Origin of the sequence: Brenneria salicis ATCC 15712 = DSM 30166, assembly GCF_003315515.1 — a bacterium.
GTDB lineage: Bacteria > Pseudomonadota > Gammaproteobacteria > Enterobacterales > Enterobacteriaceae > Brenneria > Brenneria salicis.
The window spans coordinates 71,923-86,830 of record NZ_QNRY01000012.1 but is presented as its reverse complement, the minus strand read 5'-3'; the positions used below and the strand labels follow the sequence as shown (position 1 = coordinate 86,830).

At 51.8% G+C, this 14,908-nt stretch carries 14 protein-coding genes; 11 read left to right on the top strand and 3 right to left on the bottom strand.

Features of this window, described 5'->3' with window-relative positions:
• Positions 1-459: 459 nt before the first annotated feature.
• Entirely contained in the window at positions 460-1,287 is an 828-nt protein-coding gene (hdfR, locus tag DES54_RS07655) for an HTH-type transcriptional regulator HdfR (RefSeq protein ID WP_113866105.1), read from the bottom strand.
• Positions 1,288-1,406: 119 nt separating this feature from the next.
• Between hdfR and DES54_RS07650 the strand changes: the two genes are divergently transcribed.
• Complete coding sequence (locus DES54_RS07650) at positions 1,407-1,745, top strand: MaoP family protein (RefSeq protein ID WP_113866103.1); 339 nt, start codon at positions 1,407-1,409, stop codon at positions 1,743-1,745.
• A 164-nt stretch (positions 1,746-1,909) separates the two neighbouring features.
• Here the strand turns inward: DES54_RS07650 and DES54_RS07645 are convergent, their stop codons facing one another.
• Positions 1,910-3,436: a YifB family Mg chelatase-like AAA ATPase gene (locus tag DES54_RS07645; RefSeq protein ID WP_113866100.1), complete on the bottom strand. Its 1,527-nt coding sequence runs from the start codon at positions 3,434-3,436 to the stop codon at positions 1,910-1,912.
• 359 nt (positions 3,437-3,795) lie between these two features.
• Between DES54_RS07645 and ilvL the strand changes: the two genes are divergently transcribed.
• The 7 genes from ilvL to DES54_RS07610 all read left to right on the top strand — a co-directional run bounded on the left by ilvL (position 3,796) and on the right by DES54_RS07610 (position 11,238).
• Positions 3,796-3,894 (top strand): ilv operon leader peptide, encoded by a 99-nt coding sequence (ilvL, locus tag DES54_RS07640; protein WP_071531109.1) that lies wholly within the window; start codon positions 3,796-3,798, stop codon positions 3,892-3,894.
• Between the two features lie 140 nt (positions 3,895-4,034).
• Positions 4,035-5,681 (top strand): acetolactate synthase 2 catalytic subunit, encoded by a 1,647-nt coding sequence (gene ilvG / locus DES54_RS07635; RefSeq protein WP_113866099.1) that lies wholly within the window; start codon positions 4,035-4,037, stop codon positions 5,679-5,681.
• 38 nt (positions 5,682-5,719) lie between these two features.
• Positions 5,720-5,980 (top strand): acetolactate synthase 2 small subunit, encoded by a 261-nt coding sequence (ilvM, locus tag DES54_RS07630; RefSeq protein WP_113866097.1) that lies wholly within the window; start codon positions 5,720-5,722, stop codon positions 5,978-5,980.
• Positions 5,981-6,004: 24 nt separating this feature from the next.
• Complete coding sequence (locus tag DES54_RS07625; RefSeq protein ID WP_113866095.1) at positions 6,005-6,931, top strand: branched-chain amino acid transaminase; 927 nt, start codon at positions 6,005-6,007, stop codon at positions 6,929-6,931.
• 76 nt (positions 6,932-7,007) lie between these two features.
• Positions 7,008-8,858 carry a dihydroxy-acid dehydratase gene (gene ilvD, locus DES54_RS07620; protein WP_113866093.1) on the top strand — a complete coding sequence of 617 codons (1,851 nt, stop codon included), beginning with the start codon at positions 7,008-7,010 and terminating at the stop codon, positions 8,856-8,858.
• 5 nt (positions 8,859-8,863) lie between these two features.
• Entirely contained in the window at positions 8,864-10,408 is a 1,545-nt protein-coding gene (gene ilvA / locus DES54_RS07615; protein WP_113866091.1) for a threonine ammonia-lyase, biosynthetic, read from the top strand.
• A gap of 83 nt (positions 10,409-10,491) precedes the next feature.
• Complete coding sequence (locus DES54_RS07610; RefSeq protein ID WP_113866089.1) at positions 10,492-11,238, top strand: DUF2461 domain-containing protein; 747 nt, start codon at positions 10,492-10,494, stop codon at positions 11,236-11,238.
• A gap of 27 nt (positions 11,239-11,265) precedes the next feature.
• On the opposite strand, the gene ilvY is transcribed toward DES54_RS07610, so the two are convergent.
• Positions 11,266-12,156 (bottom strand): HTH-type transcriptional activator IlvY, encoded by an 891-nt coding sequence (gene ilvY, locus DES54_RS07605; RefSeq protein WP_113866087.1) that lies wholly within the window; start codon positions 12,154-12,156, stop codon positions 11,266-11,268.
• Positions 12,157-12,322: 166 nt separating this feature from the next.
• On the opposite strand from ilvY, the gene ilvC reads away from it, so the two are divergent.
• From ilvC to DES54_RS07590, 3 genes are all read left to right on the top strand, one after another.
• Complete coding sequence (gene ilvC, locus DES54_RS07600; RefSeq protein WP_113866085.1) at positions 12,323-13,801, top strand: ketol-acid reductoisomerase; 1,479 nt, start codon at positions 12,323-12,325, stop codon at positions 13,799-13,801.
• A 349-nt stretch (positions 13,802-14,150) separates the two neighbouring features.
• Positions 14,151-14,528, top strand: coding sequence for a polymorphic toxin type 44 domain-containing protein (locus DES54_RS07595; RefSeq protein WP_169050402.1), 378 nt, complete (start codon positions 14,151-14,153; stop codon positions 14,526-14,528).
• Complete coding sequence (locus DES54_RS07590) at positions 14,506-14,907, top strand: hypothetical protein (protein ID WP_113866083.1); 402 nt, start codon at positions 14,506-14,508, stop codon at positions 14,905-14,907. Before DES54_RS07595 ends, DES54_RS07590 begins: the two co-directional genes overlap by 23 nt.
• Position 14,908: the final 1 nt, after the last annotated feature.

The window sequence follows — 14,908 nt, the reverse complement described above, 5'->3', positions numbered from 1 at the left end:
CCGGTTGGTGATTTGTGATTTTTGGCGATTGATCAGATCGCTCAACTCGGACTGAGTTCCCTCAAAGTGATCTACTATTTGGAACAGCTATTTAGAAAGCGGCAAGATAGTGGTCTTGCTGGATCAGAATACTGTAGTAAAATCCCCACTGATAAAAACGCTTTCCGGGGTTATAGTCATTCAAATGGGGAGATTATTCTTGAAAGGATGCTGATTAACTCAACTAATATAGTATATTCACAATTATTAGATGTCGGTGCGGTACATCAGCAAGGAAATTTATTGCTTAACTTATCTGTTGCAGTAAATTTATTTATTGGTCGTGATCTGCCACAAATATGTATCGTCGATCAAAAAAATATTAATTGTTATCGGATTACTGCTGTTTGCTTTGAGTGGTTTATAAAAAACATTAAGCACGTTCTGATTGGCTCAGACGTGCCTAAGCGATGTGTATTGCTACGTCGATATAGCAATCGGTGTTTTGAGTAACTGACGAATTAACGCCTGTTGATCGCTGTTTTGTAGCCAGACGGCATAAAATGGCCGTACTACGGGCGGCGTGTCGTTTAATGCTTTCAGATGAGGATAGATCTGTAGCCAGTGGCTGGGCAGGAAGGCGCAGCCGCTGGTGGTCACCAGTAGCTGGCGAGTAAGATGTGCGGATGTGGTAGTAAGCACGGGAAGTTGATCGCTGAGTAACAGCAGACTTTCTTGCTGATGAAAATCAGCTCCCCATTCCAGCTTGATGTAAGGCAGATCCTGATTATTCTCGTTTTCTGCGGAGGTGAAAAGCGAGAGTGAAAAGTTGCCTAAAAGTTGGCTCGCCAATTCTTCCATTTTCGGCTGTTCTGTCGTGATCAACAGATCCAACTGACGTTCATGAAGTTGCTTTACCAATGAGTGGCGCAGTGCGATACGTGCTTCCAACTGTAGCAAAGGCCGTTTCTGATAGAGCGACTGTAACCACGACGTAAGATAGGCCTCCCACAGTGAGGCGGTGGCGCCAACGGAGAGCAGGCTATGCTGTTGTGAACGTGCGACCTCTTTTTTGGCGATTTGCCAGGTGCCTATCAAGCTTTCCGCATAGGGTAACAGCCGCTCTCCTGCTGGAGTTAAGCGGATGTTATTTCGGTGACGGGTAAATAAATTTGCCCCAAGCTGAGTCTCTAACTGACGAATACGGAAACTTACCGCTGACTGTGTCAGATAAAGCGATTCTGCGGCGCGGCCAAAGTGTCGGGTCCTGCTGACTTCCAGAAAGGTTTTTAGTAATTCGGTATCCACGCCTATCTCCAAAAAATTTTGTCGTAATGATTTAAATGTTTTGTTTTACACAATGTCAAGCCTATCTAATACTCCGCGCCATAAACAACACGACCATAGAAGAATTAGGAGCGTGTAAGATGGCGGAAAGCTTCTCTACCAATAATCGTTTTTTTGATAACAAGTTTTATCCACGTGGTTTTTCCCGGCACGGCGACTTTACTATTAAAGAAGCACAACTGTTGGAACGCCACGGTTATGCCTTTAACGAACTTGATCTGGGTAAACGCGAACCGATTACCGAAGAAGAAGTACAGTTTGTGGCGATGTGTCGTGGCGAGCGTAAGGCTGAGACAGACATGGAAAAAATATGGTCCAAATATCTGGATCGTATCCGTCGTCCCAAGCGTTTCCACACGTTGTCCGGTGGCAAGCCGCAAATGGACGCGGTTGAAGAATACACCGAAAGTGATGATTAGTAATAAAATGGGGCGAAAGCCCTATTTTTTACGATGAACATCCTTGTCCATCTCCCTCTGGGCCGTAGCGGCGCAATGCTAAAAATACGCCTGACATTATTTATTCCTGATCTTCAAACGTTAATCGCTTCATGTGCATCTCTCTTGGAACCGCGCAGCTATTCTCATCCAAGGTTTTTGTGTAGTTGTATCAACAGGCGATCCATACATCGATAACTGAGTGCTTCAGCAAGGTGATTTTTGTGAATCTCAGACTGATCGGCGAGGTCGGCAATGGTGCGGGCAACTTTTAATATTCTGTGCCAGGCGCGTACTGATAATCCCAGCTTACTCATTACCTCTTCCAGATAACCGGCATCTTCCGATTTCAAACGACAGTATTTCTCGATTTCATTCGGCTTCAGTAGCGCATTGATTTTATTGGCGCGGTGGATTTGCCGCTGTCTTGCTGCCAGCACGCGTGCCCTGACGGTAGCGCTGCTTTCCCCGTGAGCGTTTTGCTGGCGTAGGACACCAGGCGGCAATAATGGAACTTCAATAGAGATATCAAAGCGATCCAGAAACGGGCCGGATAGTTTGCTGAGATAACGTAGAATTTGCTGTGCCGGAAGGCGGTTATGTATCCCCTGATAATGGCCCGAAGGGCTTGGGTTCATGGCTGCAACAAGCTGAACACGTGCCGGATAACGAACTTTGGCGCGAGTACGGGAAATAACGATCTCACCCGATTCCAGCGGCTCTCGCAGTGCGTCTAAAACTCGTCTTTCGAACTCTGGAAGTTCATCCAGAAACAAAACGCCATTATGTGCGAGAGAAATCTCTCCTGGTTTGGGCAGCGATCCCCCGCCGACGAGCGCCGTCATGGAGGCGCTATGATGCGGGGCTCTGAATGGTCGTGCACGCCAGTGTTTCATGATCGCATCGATATTGATCAAACAGTTTATTGCTGCGCTTTCCAGCGCTTCTTCATCGCTCAATGGCGGCATCAGGTTACCAAGTCGGCTGGCCAGCATGGTTTTACCCGTACCGGGCGGGCCAAGCAGCAACAGATTATGGCCGCCAGCGGCGGTGATCTCCAATGCCCGTTTTGCCTGCTCCTGACCAATAATATCTTTTAGATCAGGCGTATCATCATCGGTCACCGTCTCCAGAGGAATTTCATGGCTACGGAGTAATGCTTCCTCACCCTGTAAGAAAGCACAAACCTGCAACAGATGGTCGGCCATCAGCACGTCTCCCTGAGGGATTAGCGCCATTTCCTGCTTATTGTCTTCAGGCAAGATCAGTTGGCGACCGGATTTTGTTGCTGCCAGCGCTGCCGGGATCGCGCCGTTAACGCCACGTAAAGTACCTGAAAGGCCTAACTCGCCAAGAAACTCATACTGGCTGAGTCTCGTGCCGTCAATTTGCTCTGAGGCCGCCAGAATCGCCAGAGCGATAGGGAGATCGTAACGCCCGCCTTCTTTCGGCAGATCGGCTGGCGCAAGATTTACCGTTATGCGCTTGGCGGGAAACGTAAAACCGCAATTAATCAGCGCGCTGCGCACGCGATCGCGTGCCTCTTTGACGGTGGTTTCGGGCAAACCAACCAAGGTTAATGCCGGCAATCCACTGCTGATATGTACCTCAATGTTCACATCCGGCGCCTGTACGCCTATCATCGCCCGTGTGTAGGTAACCGCCAGTGACATCTATTCTCCTCCTTATGTATGATGTATGGCGACATAATGCGTTATCACCCTGCTTGCCGGGAGCATGTCGTGATGAGTTTGCGAAGGCGGAGCAAGGAAGTTTTTCTGCTCTCATTGTGCTACCGCATTCGTGCGAGCCGTATCGCGGTTTTTAATGACTAGAAAAGGGCTACCCAATAATTTCCCACGATCCGATGGAAATAAACGGAAATTACTCTACCCTATGATTAGACTGTGTTTTTTAATGTTCTGACGCTGCCGCTTAAAATTAATCATGCAAAAAATGGTTGTCATCCAATGACTGACTGTGATAACTCTGTAGGCATTCGTTCAACAGTGGGTTACTGAACAGCCTATTTATGAAAGCCCTATCCCTGGTGATTAGCCTAGTCGTGATTAGCGTGGTGGTGATTATTATCCCACCGTGCGGGGCAGCACTTGGACGAAGAATGGCTTAGAAATCAAGCCCGAATTCAAGAAAACCCCCGCACCGTAAGGTCGGGGGTTTTTTATTGGGCGCAATGTATAACATAAGGGAACAGATGATGAGTGGTAGCGTAAGATCCTGTTATTCCAGAAAAAGCTTGGGGAAATAACGATGAATGGGGCAAGGTGGGTGGTACAGGCGTTGCGAGCGCAGGGAGTGGAAACCGTATTCGGTTATCCAGGGGGCGCGATAATGCCCGTCTATGATGCACTGTATGACGGCGGGGTAAGCCATCTACTGTGTCGCCATGAGCAAGGCGCAGCAATGGCGGCGATCGGTTATGCGCGGGCAACAGGGAAAGTTGGCGTGTGTATTGCTACATCAGGTCCCGGCGCAACCAATCTGATCACCGGGCTGGCCGATGCTTTGCTGGACTCTGTTCCCGTTGTTGCTATCACCGGTCAGGTTGGTTCGTCGCTGATTGGTACGGACGCTTTTCAGGAGATCGACGTACTGGGGCTTTCTCTGGCCTGCACTAAACACAGTTTCCTGGTTGAGTCGCTGGATTCGTTGCCGGAGGTGATGGCCGAAGCGTTTGCCATTGCCAGCAGTGGCCGCCCCGGTCCGGTTCTGGTGGATATTCCAAAAGATATCCAACTGGCTGTCGGGGATTTCGCGCCGCACGTTGCGGCGGTTGACAACGGTTTTGATTTCCCGGCTCAGGAAATCGCATTGGCGCGTGAGATGATATCGCAGGCGAAAAAACCTGTGTTGTATGTTGGCGGCGGTGTCGGCATAGCGCAGGCGGTGCCCGCCCTGCGCCAGTTTCTGGCGATGACCGATATGCCTTCCGTTGTGACGCTGAAAGGGTTAGGTGCTGTTGACGCCGAACATCCCTACTATCTTGGTATGATTGGCATGCACGGCACCAAAGCCGCCAACCTGATGGTGCAACAGTGCGACCTGTTGATCGCCGTCGGCGCGCGGTTTGATGATCGCGTGACTGGCAAACTGAACGCCTTCGCGCCCCATGCCAAGGTGATCCACATGGATATCGATCCGGCCGAACTGAGTAAATTGCGTCAAGCTAATGTGGCGTTGCAAGGCGACCTGAAAGCGTTGTTGCCCGCGCTGCAACAATCGCTGAACATCGCCGACTGGCAACAGCAAGCTTCGATGATGAAGGCGGAGTATCCCTGGCGCTATGATCATCCGGGGCAAGCTATTTATGCGCCGGCCTTGCTGAAGGCTATCTCCGATCGTATGGACAAAGATACCGTGGTGACGACGGATGTCGGCCAGCATCAGATGTGGGCTGCTCAACATATGACATTCAGCCGCCCGGAAAATTTCATCACGTCCAGTGGCCTCGGCACCATGGGCTTTGGTGTGCCTGCCGCAGTTGGCGCGCAGGTTGCCCGCCCGGAAGATACGGTAATCTGTATTTCCGGCGACGGATCTTTCATGATGAATGTTCAGGAACTGGGCACCATCAAGCGAAAACGGCTGCCGCTGAAAATCGTCTTGCTGGATAACCAGCGGTTAGGCATGGTGAGGCAATGGCAGCAGTTATTTTTTGATGAACGCTATAGTGAAACGAACCTCTCCGATAATCCTGATTTCCTGACGTTGGCAAGTGCTTTTGCTATCCCCGGCCAACGAATCACACGTAAAGACCAGATTGGTGTGGCATTAGATGCCCTGTTCAACAGCGAAGGGCCATATTTACTGCATGTCTCCATCGATGAATATGAAAATGTCTGGCCTCTGGTTCCCCCCGGCGCCGGTAATGAAACGATGTTGGATAAAACCGAGTAATGGCTAGCCACAATAGAATACGTGTTGGAGAAAACAGAATGATGCATCATCAACTTTCCATTCAGGCTCGCTTTCGTCCCGAAGTTCTGGAGCGTGTATTACGCGTTACCCGCCACCGCGGGTTTAAAGTATGCGCCATGAATATGGTGCATACGACGAATAATGAGCAGATTAATATTGAACTGACCGTTGCCAGCCACCGTCCGGTGGATCTATTGTCGGCTCAATTAAGTAAATTGTTGGATATCTCTAATGTCGATATTCAGCCGATGACAGCGACGCAACAGATCAGTGCTTAACGTACAAGTGAAGGAAAATAAAGAATGACCAAGAAAGCTGATTACATTTGGTTTAACGGGGAAATGGTGCCGTGGGCGGAAGCGAAAGTACACGTGATGTCGCACGCATTGCATTATGGCACCTCGGTGTTTGAAGGGATTCGTTGCTATAACTCGCATCAAGGGCCGGTGGTGTTCCGCCATCGCGAACATATGCAGCGTCTGCATGATTCAGCAAAAATCTACCGTATGCCGGTACAGCAAAGCGTTGATGAACTGATGGAAGCCTGCCGGGAAACGCTGCGCAAGAATAATCTGACCAGCGCCTATATTCGTCCGTTGGTATTTGTCGGCGATGTTGGCATGGGCGTCAACCCGCCGGACGGCTATAAAACTGATGTCATTATCGCGGCATTTCCGTGGGGCGCCTATCTGGGTGAAGAAGCGCTGGATCAGGGCATTGACGCCATGGTTTCCTCCTGGCACCGTGTGGCGGCGAATACCATCCCTACCGCGGCGAAAGCGGGCGGTAATTATCTTTCTTCGTTGTTGGTGGGAAGTGAAGCTCGTCGTCATGGCTATCAGGAAGGGATTGCGCTGGATGTGCATGGTTATGTGTCGGAAGGCGCGGGTGAAAACCTATTTGAAGTGAAAGACGGTATTCTTTTCACGCCGCCCTTTACCTCGTCCGCGCTGCCTGGCATTACGCGCGACGCCATCATCAAATTGGCGAAAGATTTGGGCTTTGAAATCCGTGAACAGGTGCTGTCTCGCGAGTCGCTTTATCTGGCCGACGAGGTGTTTATGTCCGGTACGGCGGCGGAAATCACGCCCGTGCGCAGTGTGGACGGTATTCAGGTGGGGATCGGCAAATGTGGCCCAGTCACGAAAAAATTGCAGCAGGCGTTCTTTGGCCTGTTCACCGGTGAGACGGAAGATAAATGGGGCTGGCTGGATCCGGTAAACCGTTAATCAATTAATAGATATAAAATCAGGCGGTGGTTTATTTCGCCATCGCCCATTACGTTATTATTGGAGTAATAAGAGCATGCCTAAGTACCGTTCAGCCACCACCACGCATGGCCGTAATATGGCGGGCGCCAGAGCCTTGTGGCGCGCCACCGGGATGACCGACGACGATTTTGGCAAACCCATCATCGCGGTGGTTAACTCCTTCACCCAGTTTGTTCCCGGCCATGTGCATTTACGCGATCTGGGGAAACTGGTCGCCGAGCAAATCGAGGCCTCTGGTGGTGTCGCTAAAGAATTCAATACGATAGCGGTTGATGATGGTATCGCCATGGGGCATGGCGGCATGCTCTATTCTCTGCCTTCCCGTGAATTGATCGCCGACTCGGTGGAATACATGGTCAATGCGCACTGCGCCGATGCGATGGTGTGTATTTCCAACTGCGATAAAATCACGCCCGGCATGTTGATGGCGTCGCTGCGCCTGAATATTCCGGTGATTTTTGTTTCCGGCGGGCCAATGGAAGCCGGAAAAACCAAATTATCCGATCAGATCATTAAGCTGGATTTAGTGGATGCCATGATCCAGGGCGCCAACCCGAATGTCAGCGACGCCGACAGCGATCAGATTGAACGTTCCGCCTGCCCGACTTGCGGTTCCTGTTCCGGGATGTTCACCGCCAATTCCATGAACTGCCTGACCGAAGCGCTGGGGCTGTCTCAGCCGGGGAACGGTTCGCTGCTGGCGACGCATGCCGATCGTAAGGAACTGTTCCTGAATGCGGGCAAACGAATTGTCGGTCTGGCGAAACGTTATTACGAGCAGGATGATGAAAGCGTGCTGCCGCGCAATATCGCCAATAAAGCGGCGTTTGAAAACGCCATGACGCTGGATATCGCCATGGGCGGCTCTACCAATACCGTACTACACCTGCTGGCGGCGGCGCAGGAAGGCGAAGTCGATTTCACCATGACCGATATCGATCGTCTGTCCCGGCAAGTGCCGCACCTGTGTAAGGTCGCGCCAAGCACGCAGAAATATCATATGGAAGACGTGCATCGTGCGGGCGGCGTCATCGGCATTCTGGGCGAACTGGACAGAGCGGGCTTGCTGAACCGGGATGTGAATAACGTGCTGGGCAAAAACCTGCCGCAAACGCTGGAAGCCTATGACTTGATGCTGACGCAGGATGAGAGCGTGAGAAGCATGTATTCCGCAGGTCCGGCGGGTATCCGCACTACCAACGCGTTTTCGCAAGATTGCCGTTGGGATTCGCTGGATACCGATCGTCAGGAAGGGTGCATTCGTTCCCGCGAATTTGCCTACAGTCAAGACGGCGGCCTGGCGGTGTTGTACGGCAATCTGGCGGAAAATGGCTGTATCGTGAAGACGGCGGGGGTGGATGAAGGCAGTCTGGTTTTCCGCGGCCCGGCCAAAGTTTATGAAAGTCAGGATGATGCGGTGGAAGCGATCCTGGGCGGCAAGGTGGTGGCGGGCGATGTGGTGGTGATCCGTTACGAAGGGCCGAAAGGGGGGCCGGGCATGCAGGAAATGCTGTATCCGACCAGCTTCCTGAAATCAATGGGCTTGGGCAAACAGTGCGCACTGATTACGGATGGCCGCTTTTCCGGCGGGACTTCCGGTCTATCCATCGGCCATGCTTCGCCGGAAGCGGCCAGCGGCGGCACCATTGGTCTGGTACAGGACGGCGACATGATTGCCATCGATATTCCGCAGCGCAACATCGTACTGGACGTAGCCGACAGCGAGTTGGCCCGCCGCCGCGAAGCGGAGGAAGCACGGGGCGAGGCGGCCTGGACGCCGCATCATCGTGACCGTCAGGTTTCTTTTGCCCTGCGCGCCTACGCGAGTTTGGCGACCAGCGCCGATAAAGGGGCTGTTCGCGATAAGAGTAAGCTGGGAGGCTGATTCTGATGGCAGTGTCACAACCACTTCCTGCCGCGCCCGGCGGCGCGGAGTATCTGCGGGCGATCCTGCGCTCGCCGGTTTATGAAATTACCCAGGTCACGCCGCTGGAGAAAATGGACAAACTTTCTTCGCGGTTGGGTAATGTCATTCTGGTAAAACGTGAAGACAGACATGCGGTGCACAGCTTCAAGCTGCGCGGCGCCTACGCGATGATGGCGGGGCTGAGCGATGAGCAGAAATCGCATGGCGTGGTGACGGCATCGGCAGGTAACCATGCGCAAGGCGTGGCGCTCTCTTCCAGTAAGCTTGGCATTAACTCATTGATCGTGATGCCGGTGGCGACAGCCGATATCAAGGTTGACGCGGTGCGAGGCTTCGGCGGAGAAGTGTTGCTGTATGGCGCCAACTTTGATGAGGCGAAAGCCAAAGCGATAGCGTTGTCGCAACAGCAGCATATGACTTTCCTGCCGCCATTCGATCATCCGGCGGTCATTGCCGGACAAGGCACATTGGCGATGGAACTGTTGCAACAGGACGCGCATCTGGACCGGGTGTTTGTACCGGTGGGCGGCGGTGGACTGGCTGCGGGAGTGGCGGTGTTGATCAAACAGTTGATGCCGCAGATTCAGGTCATCGGCGTGGAAGCCGAGGATTCCGCCTGTCTGCGGGCGGCGCTGGATGCCGGACATCCTGTCGATCTCCCGCGCGTGGGGCTGTTTGCCGAAGGTGTTGCGGTGAAACGCATCGGTGATGAAACCTTCCGCTTGTGCCGGGAATACCTGGATGATGTGATCACGGTGGATAGCGATGCGATTTGCGCGGCGGTCAAAGATCTGTTTGAAGACGTGCGGGCGATTGCGGAACCCTCCGGGGCGCTGGCGCTGGCGGGAATGAAGAAATACATTCAGCAGCACCAGATCCAGGGCGAACGTCTGGCGCATGTGCTGTCAGGCGCTAACGTAAACTTCCACGGTCTGCGATATGTTTCCGAGCGCTGTGAACTGGGCGAACAGCGTGAAGCGTTGCTGGCGGTCACCATTCCAGAAAAGAAAGGCAGTTTTTTGAAATTCTGCCAACTGTTGGGCGGTCGTTCCGTGACCGAATTCAACTACCGTTATGCCAATGCCGACGATGCCTGCATTTTTGCCGGCGTGCGTCTGACGCGCGGCTATGCCGAGCGTGACGAAATCATCACCGAGTTGTCGGCGGGCGGTTATGAAGTGGTGGATCTGTCTGATGATGAAATGGCCAAGCTGCATGTTCGCTACATGGTCGGCGGACGGCCTTCAAAACCGTTGCGGGAGCGGCTTTATAGCTTTGAATTTCCCGAGTCGCCGGGCGCCTTGCTGAAATTCCTGCATACGCTGGGCACGCACTGGAATATCTCGCTTTTCCATTATCGTAGCCACGGTACGGATTTTGGGCGCGTATTGGCGGCGTTTGAACTGGACGAGCGAGATCCTGAGTTTGAGCATCATCTCCAGGCGCTGGGTTATGAGTGTCATGATGAAACCGATAATCCGTCTTTCCGTTTCTTTCTGGCGGGCTAGGGAGTCACCGCGCTCCCGGTGGTGTTTCACTGTCGGGAGCGTTATCTTTATGCCATCAGAGACAACATGGATGACAGACAACGATGGCTTCACATTTCAATGGGTTTTCTCAGCAAGGGCTGACATTCCTGCAACAGGTGCGTCAGCACAATGATAAAGACTGGTTCGAAACTCATCGCGCTATTTACGATGAACAGTTGGTCGCGCCTTTTCGGGCGCTGGTGGATGAACTGAGTCTGGCCATGTTGCAGATTGACGATCATTTCGAAACCCGCCCGGCCATCGGCAAGACATTGTCGCGAATCCATCGCGATACCCGGTTTTCCCACGATAAATCACGTTATCGCAGCCAGATGTGGCTGACCTTCAAGCGTACTCGTAAAGACTGGACGGACGCGCCGGTCTATTTCTTTGAGATATCGCCGGATAGCTGGCGTTACGGGCTGGGATATTACAGCGCGACGCGCACGACCATGGATTTGTTCCGCCAAACGCTGCGCGGCAACCCCGCGCAGTTTCTGGCGGTGGCAGGCTGTCTGGGGAATACCTTCATGCTGGAAGGCGAAAGTTACAAGCGACCGCTGATTAACGATCAGCCGCCGGAACTGGCCGACTGGTATAACCGTAAATCCTTTGCCGCGATTTGTACCCGGTACGATATGGACGCCTTATTTTCCGGTGAACTGATCACCACGCTGGCACAAGGATTTACCCGGCTTGAGCCGCTCTATCACTACCTGATGAACATCGAAACTATGAAGAGAACCGCGCAGGAATCTGAAGCGTCAGGTTCGCGCGCCTTTCCTGCCGACAAGTGGTTTGAGCGCTAGAGAATCGGACGCGTGGTGAGCCCTGTTTTATGGTTTGTCCGGCAAGGTTTCCCAGAAAGCGGCGATTAATGGTTCGCTGAGCCGTTTTTTCTGTACGCAAACGCCCAATTCAAGCGGTTCCATTGCTTGCTCGGCAAAAATGGAGACGCGGTTGCGCACCGGTTCCGGGCTGTTTTCCAGCACCACATCCGGGATGAGCGCAATGCCGCAGCCCAGCGCAACCATCGACACCATCGCTTCATGACCGGACACGGTGGCATAAATTTGCGGATTATTGAGGTGGTGGCGACGGAACCATAGGTCGATACGCTTACGCACCGGGCCGTGTTCCGGCAGAATAAACGGAATTTGCGCCCAGTCAGGGTGGGGGACTTTAACCTGCACCTGAACCGGACATGGTAGCGCGGGGATAATCAGCGCCAGCGGAATTTTACCGATCGGCATAAACTCCACGCTGGCGGGCAAGGTTTCCGGGTTTCCGGCTATTCCCAGGTCAGCCTCGTTAGACTGGACTTTCTCAACCGCGTCTGCGGCATCACCGGTGGTCAGTTTGATCTCCACCAGCGGATGCTCCACTCGGAAGCGATCAAGAATGGGGGGCAAATGACTGTAAGCGGCGGTCACCGAACAGAAAATACGCAACTCGCCGCTCAGGGACGGCCCGCGTTGGTTGAGGACATGTCTGAGTTGCTGATATTGCAACAGCGTTTGCTGGGCGAACAGTTTCAGATGTTCTCCGGCATCGGTGAGTTGCACGGTACGGTTATCGCGCTGGAACAAGGTTTGCCCCACGTCTTCTTCCAACCGTTGAATTTGCCGAGACAGCGTTGAAGGACTGATGTGCATCGCCTTGGCGGTACGACCAAAATGTCGGCTTTCCGCCAAATGCAGAAATAATTTGAGATCACGTAAATCCATGCGATGCGAGCCTCGTTTTTATCTTGCAGATTTTGCAATGTGACGTTGTTAATATATCAATTTAAGCAACGCATTTCCTGTCATATGATGAACGCCATAATGGTTTTCGCTGCGGCGGGAGCCTTTTTCGAATAACAGACAAACAAAACCGGATACGGAGCATGACATGGCTAACTATTTCAACACATTGAACCTGCGCCAGCAGTTGGCGCAACTGGGCAAGTGTCGTTTTATGGGACGTGATGAATTCGCCGATGAAGCGAACTACCTGAAGGGTAAAAAAGTGGTGATTGTCGGCTGTGGCGCGCAGGGCCTGAATCAGGGTCTGAACATGCGTGATTCCGGTTTGGATATCGCTTATGCGCTGCGTCAGGAAGCGATCGCCGAAAAACGCGCTTCATGGCGCAAAGCCACGGAAAACGGTTTCACCGTGGGCAATTACGAAGAACTGATCCCGCAAGCCGATCTGGTGGTTAACCTGACGCCGGACAAACAGCACTCAGCCGTGGTTCAGGCGGTTCAACCACTGATGAAGCAAGGCGCGGCGTTGGGCTACTCGCATGGTTTCAATATTGTTGAAGTGGGCGAGCAAATCCGTAAAGACATTACGGTAGTGATGGTGGCGCCGAAGTGCCCCGGTACGGAAGTCCGTGAAGAATACAAACGTGGTTTTGGCGTGCCGACGCTTATCGCGGTTCACCCGGAAAACGATCCGCAAGGCGAAGGCATGGCGATTGCCAAAGCCTGGGCCGCCGCGACGGGCGGTCACCGTGCCGGCGTGCTGCAATCTTCTTTCGTTGCAGAAGTAAAATCCGACCTGATGGGCGAACAAACGATCCTGTGCGGCATGTTGCAGGCCGGTTCGCTACTGAGCTTCGACAAACTGGCGGCGGATGGTGTCGACGCGGCTTATGCGGAAAAACTGATTCAGTTCGGTTGGGAAACCATTACCGAAGCGCTGAAACAAGGCGGTATCACGCTGATGATGGACAGGCTGTCCAACCCGGCGAAACTGCGCGCCTATGCGTTGTCTGAGCAACTGAAAGCGATTATGGCGCCGCTGTTCCAGAAACACATGGATGACATTATCTCTGGCGAATTCTCCAGCGGTATGATGGCGGACTGGGCGAACGACGATGTTAAGTTGCTGACCTGGCGTGAAGAAACCGGCAAAACAGCGTTTGAAAACGCGCCACAGTTTGACGGAAAAATTTCCGAGCAGGAATACTTTGACCACGGCGTGCTGTTGGTGGCGATGGTGAAAGCCGGTGTTGAACTGGCGTTTGAGACTATGGTGAGCGCGGGCATCATTGAAGAATCCGCTTACTATGAATCACTGCATGAACTGCCGCTGATTGCAAATACCATCGCGCGTAAGCGTCTGTACGAAATGAACGTGGTTATCTCCGATACCGCGGAATACGGTAACTATCTGTTTGCCAATGCCGCGGTGCCGTTGTTGAAAGAAAAGTTCATGGCCTCGCTGCAACCAGGTGATCTGGGTAAAACGGTCGCCGCGACCGAAGTAGACAACGCGCAACTGCGTGACGTCAACGAAGCGATCCGTAATCATCCGATCGAAACCGTCGGTCGCAAACTGCGTGGCTATATGACGGATATGAAACGTATCGCCGTTGCGGATTAATTCTGCGATTATATGCTAAACAAGGCACAGCGTCATGCTGTGCCTTAGACTATTGGCAAACCTTGTTGGGAAATCAGAAGGGTGGTGATAAAGGGATAGAAGAGCAAAACTTTCGCACCAGTGCGACAAAGGGATGTATTTATGGCATCTTACGATCTATCGATTACCGCCGCTCCTTGTGCTTTGTCAGCAACCTCCGAATAGATTTTTCCTTCCTTTCTTGTACATCACGAAAATAACAACATTAATTGATTGAAACTCTGCGTGTTTGTACCGAGAAAACGTTTATTATGATGCCAATTGTATCAATGAAATATCGCGCTTAATATTTCAACACGGAGGTTGTTATATGTCCTATCCTTCTGCACCTAAAGGTGTATCTGTCGATGCTAATATGGCTTATCTCAAAAATAAGTATGGGAGAATAGTCGGCGCTTTAGATTATTATGATTTTTATAAGCTCGTCAGAAACAAAGGCCCTTGGGATTTTAAACAGCAAAGTTCTAAATTTGAAAGTTTTGGGAATTTTCATTATGGTGCAGTAGGTTATGCCGCAGGTATCCCTGAAACTATTTTATTACGGGGGGCCGGTTGTGCACAAATGAGGGCGGGAACCAGCCGCCCAGATGATGGTGTTTGTTGGGGAAGCGTGCCTTATGGTGATGATCCGGACGATCAGTTTTATATTAAGCTAGGGATTGATTATGCAAAGAGTAAAGGTTATTAAAGTATTATTGTTGTCTTTTTCGTTAATCGTCGTCCTGCTGTTATTTTCAATATCAGGAATCGCCTATTATTTATTTGGCATGGAAGATGTTTACACCAAAGTTGACGAATACAAGCTTGATAATAATATTTCCGTTGATGTTTTGCAGTTGGAAAAAGGCGGTGCGACGGTCGGTTTCATTTATTCTTATACCGTTCGTAAAGACAATCAAAAGCCCCAGGAATTTTTGAAAGCAAACACAGGTGATGCGGAAATTTCGATGCGGGATGGTGTGTTGTTCATTAAATTGATTGGTGAAGTCTATAAGCTGGATAACCGGATCAGGTTTAATAACACGCAGGAAACGTTACAGACAGAAATGATCATTCGGAATGGATAAG

Bases quoted from the DNA above. Each gene is read 5' to 3' on its own strand.
- DES54_RS07590 (WP_113866083.1), top strand. From the start codon at position 14,506: ATGCAAAGAGTAAAGGTTATTAAAGTATTATTGTTGTCTTTTTCGTTA.
- DES54_RS07625 (WP_113866095.1), top strand. From the start codon at position 6,005: ATGACCAAGAAAGCTGATTACATTTGGTTTAACGGGGAAATGGTGCCG.
- ilvM (WP_113866097.1), top strand. From the start codon at position 5,720: ATGATGCATCATCAACTTTCCATTCAGGCTCGCTTTCGTCCCGAAGTT.
- DES54_RS07610 (WP_113866089.1), top strand. From the start codon at position 10,492: ATGGCTTCACATTTCAATGGGTTTTCTCAGCAAGGGCTGACATTCCTG.
- DES54_RS07595 (WP_169050402.1), top strand. From the start codon at position 14,151: ATGTCCTATCCTTCTGCACCTAAAGGTGTATCTGTCGATGCTAATATG.
- ilvG (WP_113866099.1), top strand. From the start codon at position 4,035: ATGAATGGGGCAAGGTGGGTGGTACAGGCGTTGCGAGCGCAGGGAGTG.
- ilvL (WP_071531109.1), top strand. From the start codon at position 3,796: ATGAAAGCCCTATCCCTGGTGATTAGCCTAGTCGTGATTAGCGTGGTG.
- DES54_RS07650 (WP_113866103.1), top strand. From the start codon at position 1,407: ATGGCGGAAAGCTTCTCTACCAATAATCGTTTTTTTGATAACAAGTTT.
- ilvC (WP_113866085.1), top strand. From the start codon at position 12,323: ATGGCTAACTATTTCAACACATTGAACCTGCGCCAGCAGTTGGCGCAA.
- ilvY (WP_113866087.1), bottom strand. From the start codon at position 12,156: ATGGATTTACGTGATCTCAAATTATTTCTGCATTTGGCGGAAAGCCGA.
- ilvD (WP_113866093.1), top strand. From the start codon at position 7,008: ATGCCTAAGTACCGTTCAGCCACCACCACGCATGGCCGTAATATGGCG.
- ilvA (WP_113866091.1), top strand. From the start codon at position 8,864: ATGGCAGTGTCACAACCACTTCCTGCCGCGCCCGGCGGCGCGGAGTAT.
- DES54_RS07645 (WP_113866100.1), bottom strand. From the start codon at position 3,436: ATGTCACTGGCGGTTACCTACACACGGGCGATGATAGGCGTACAGGCG.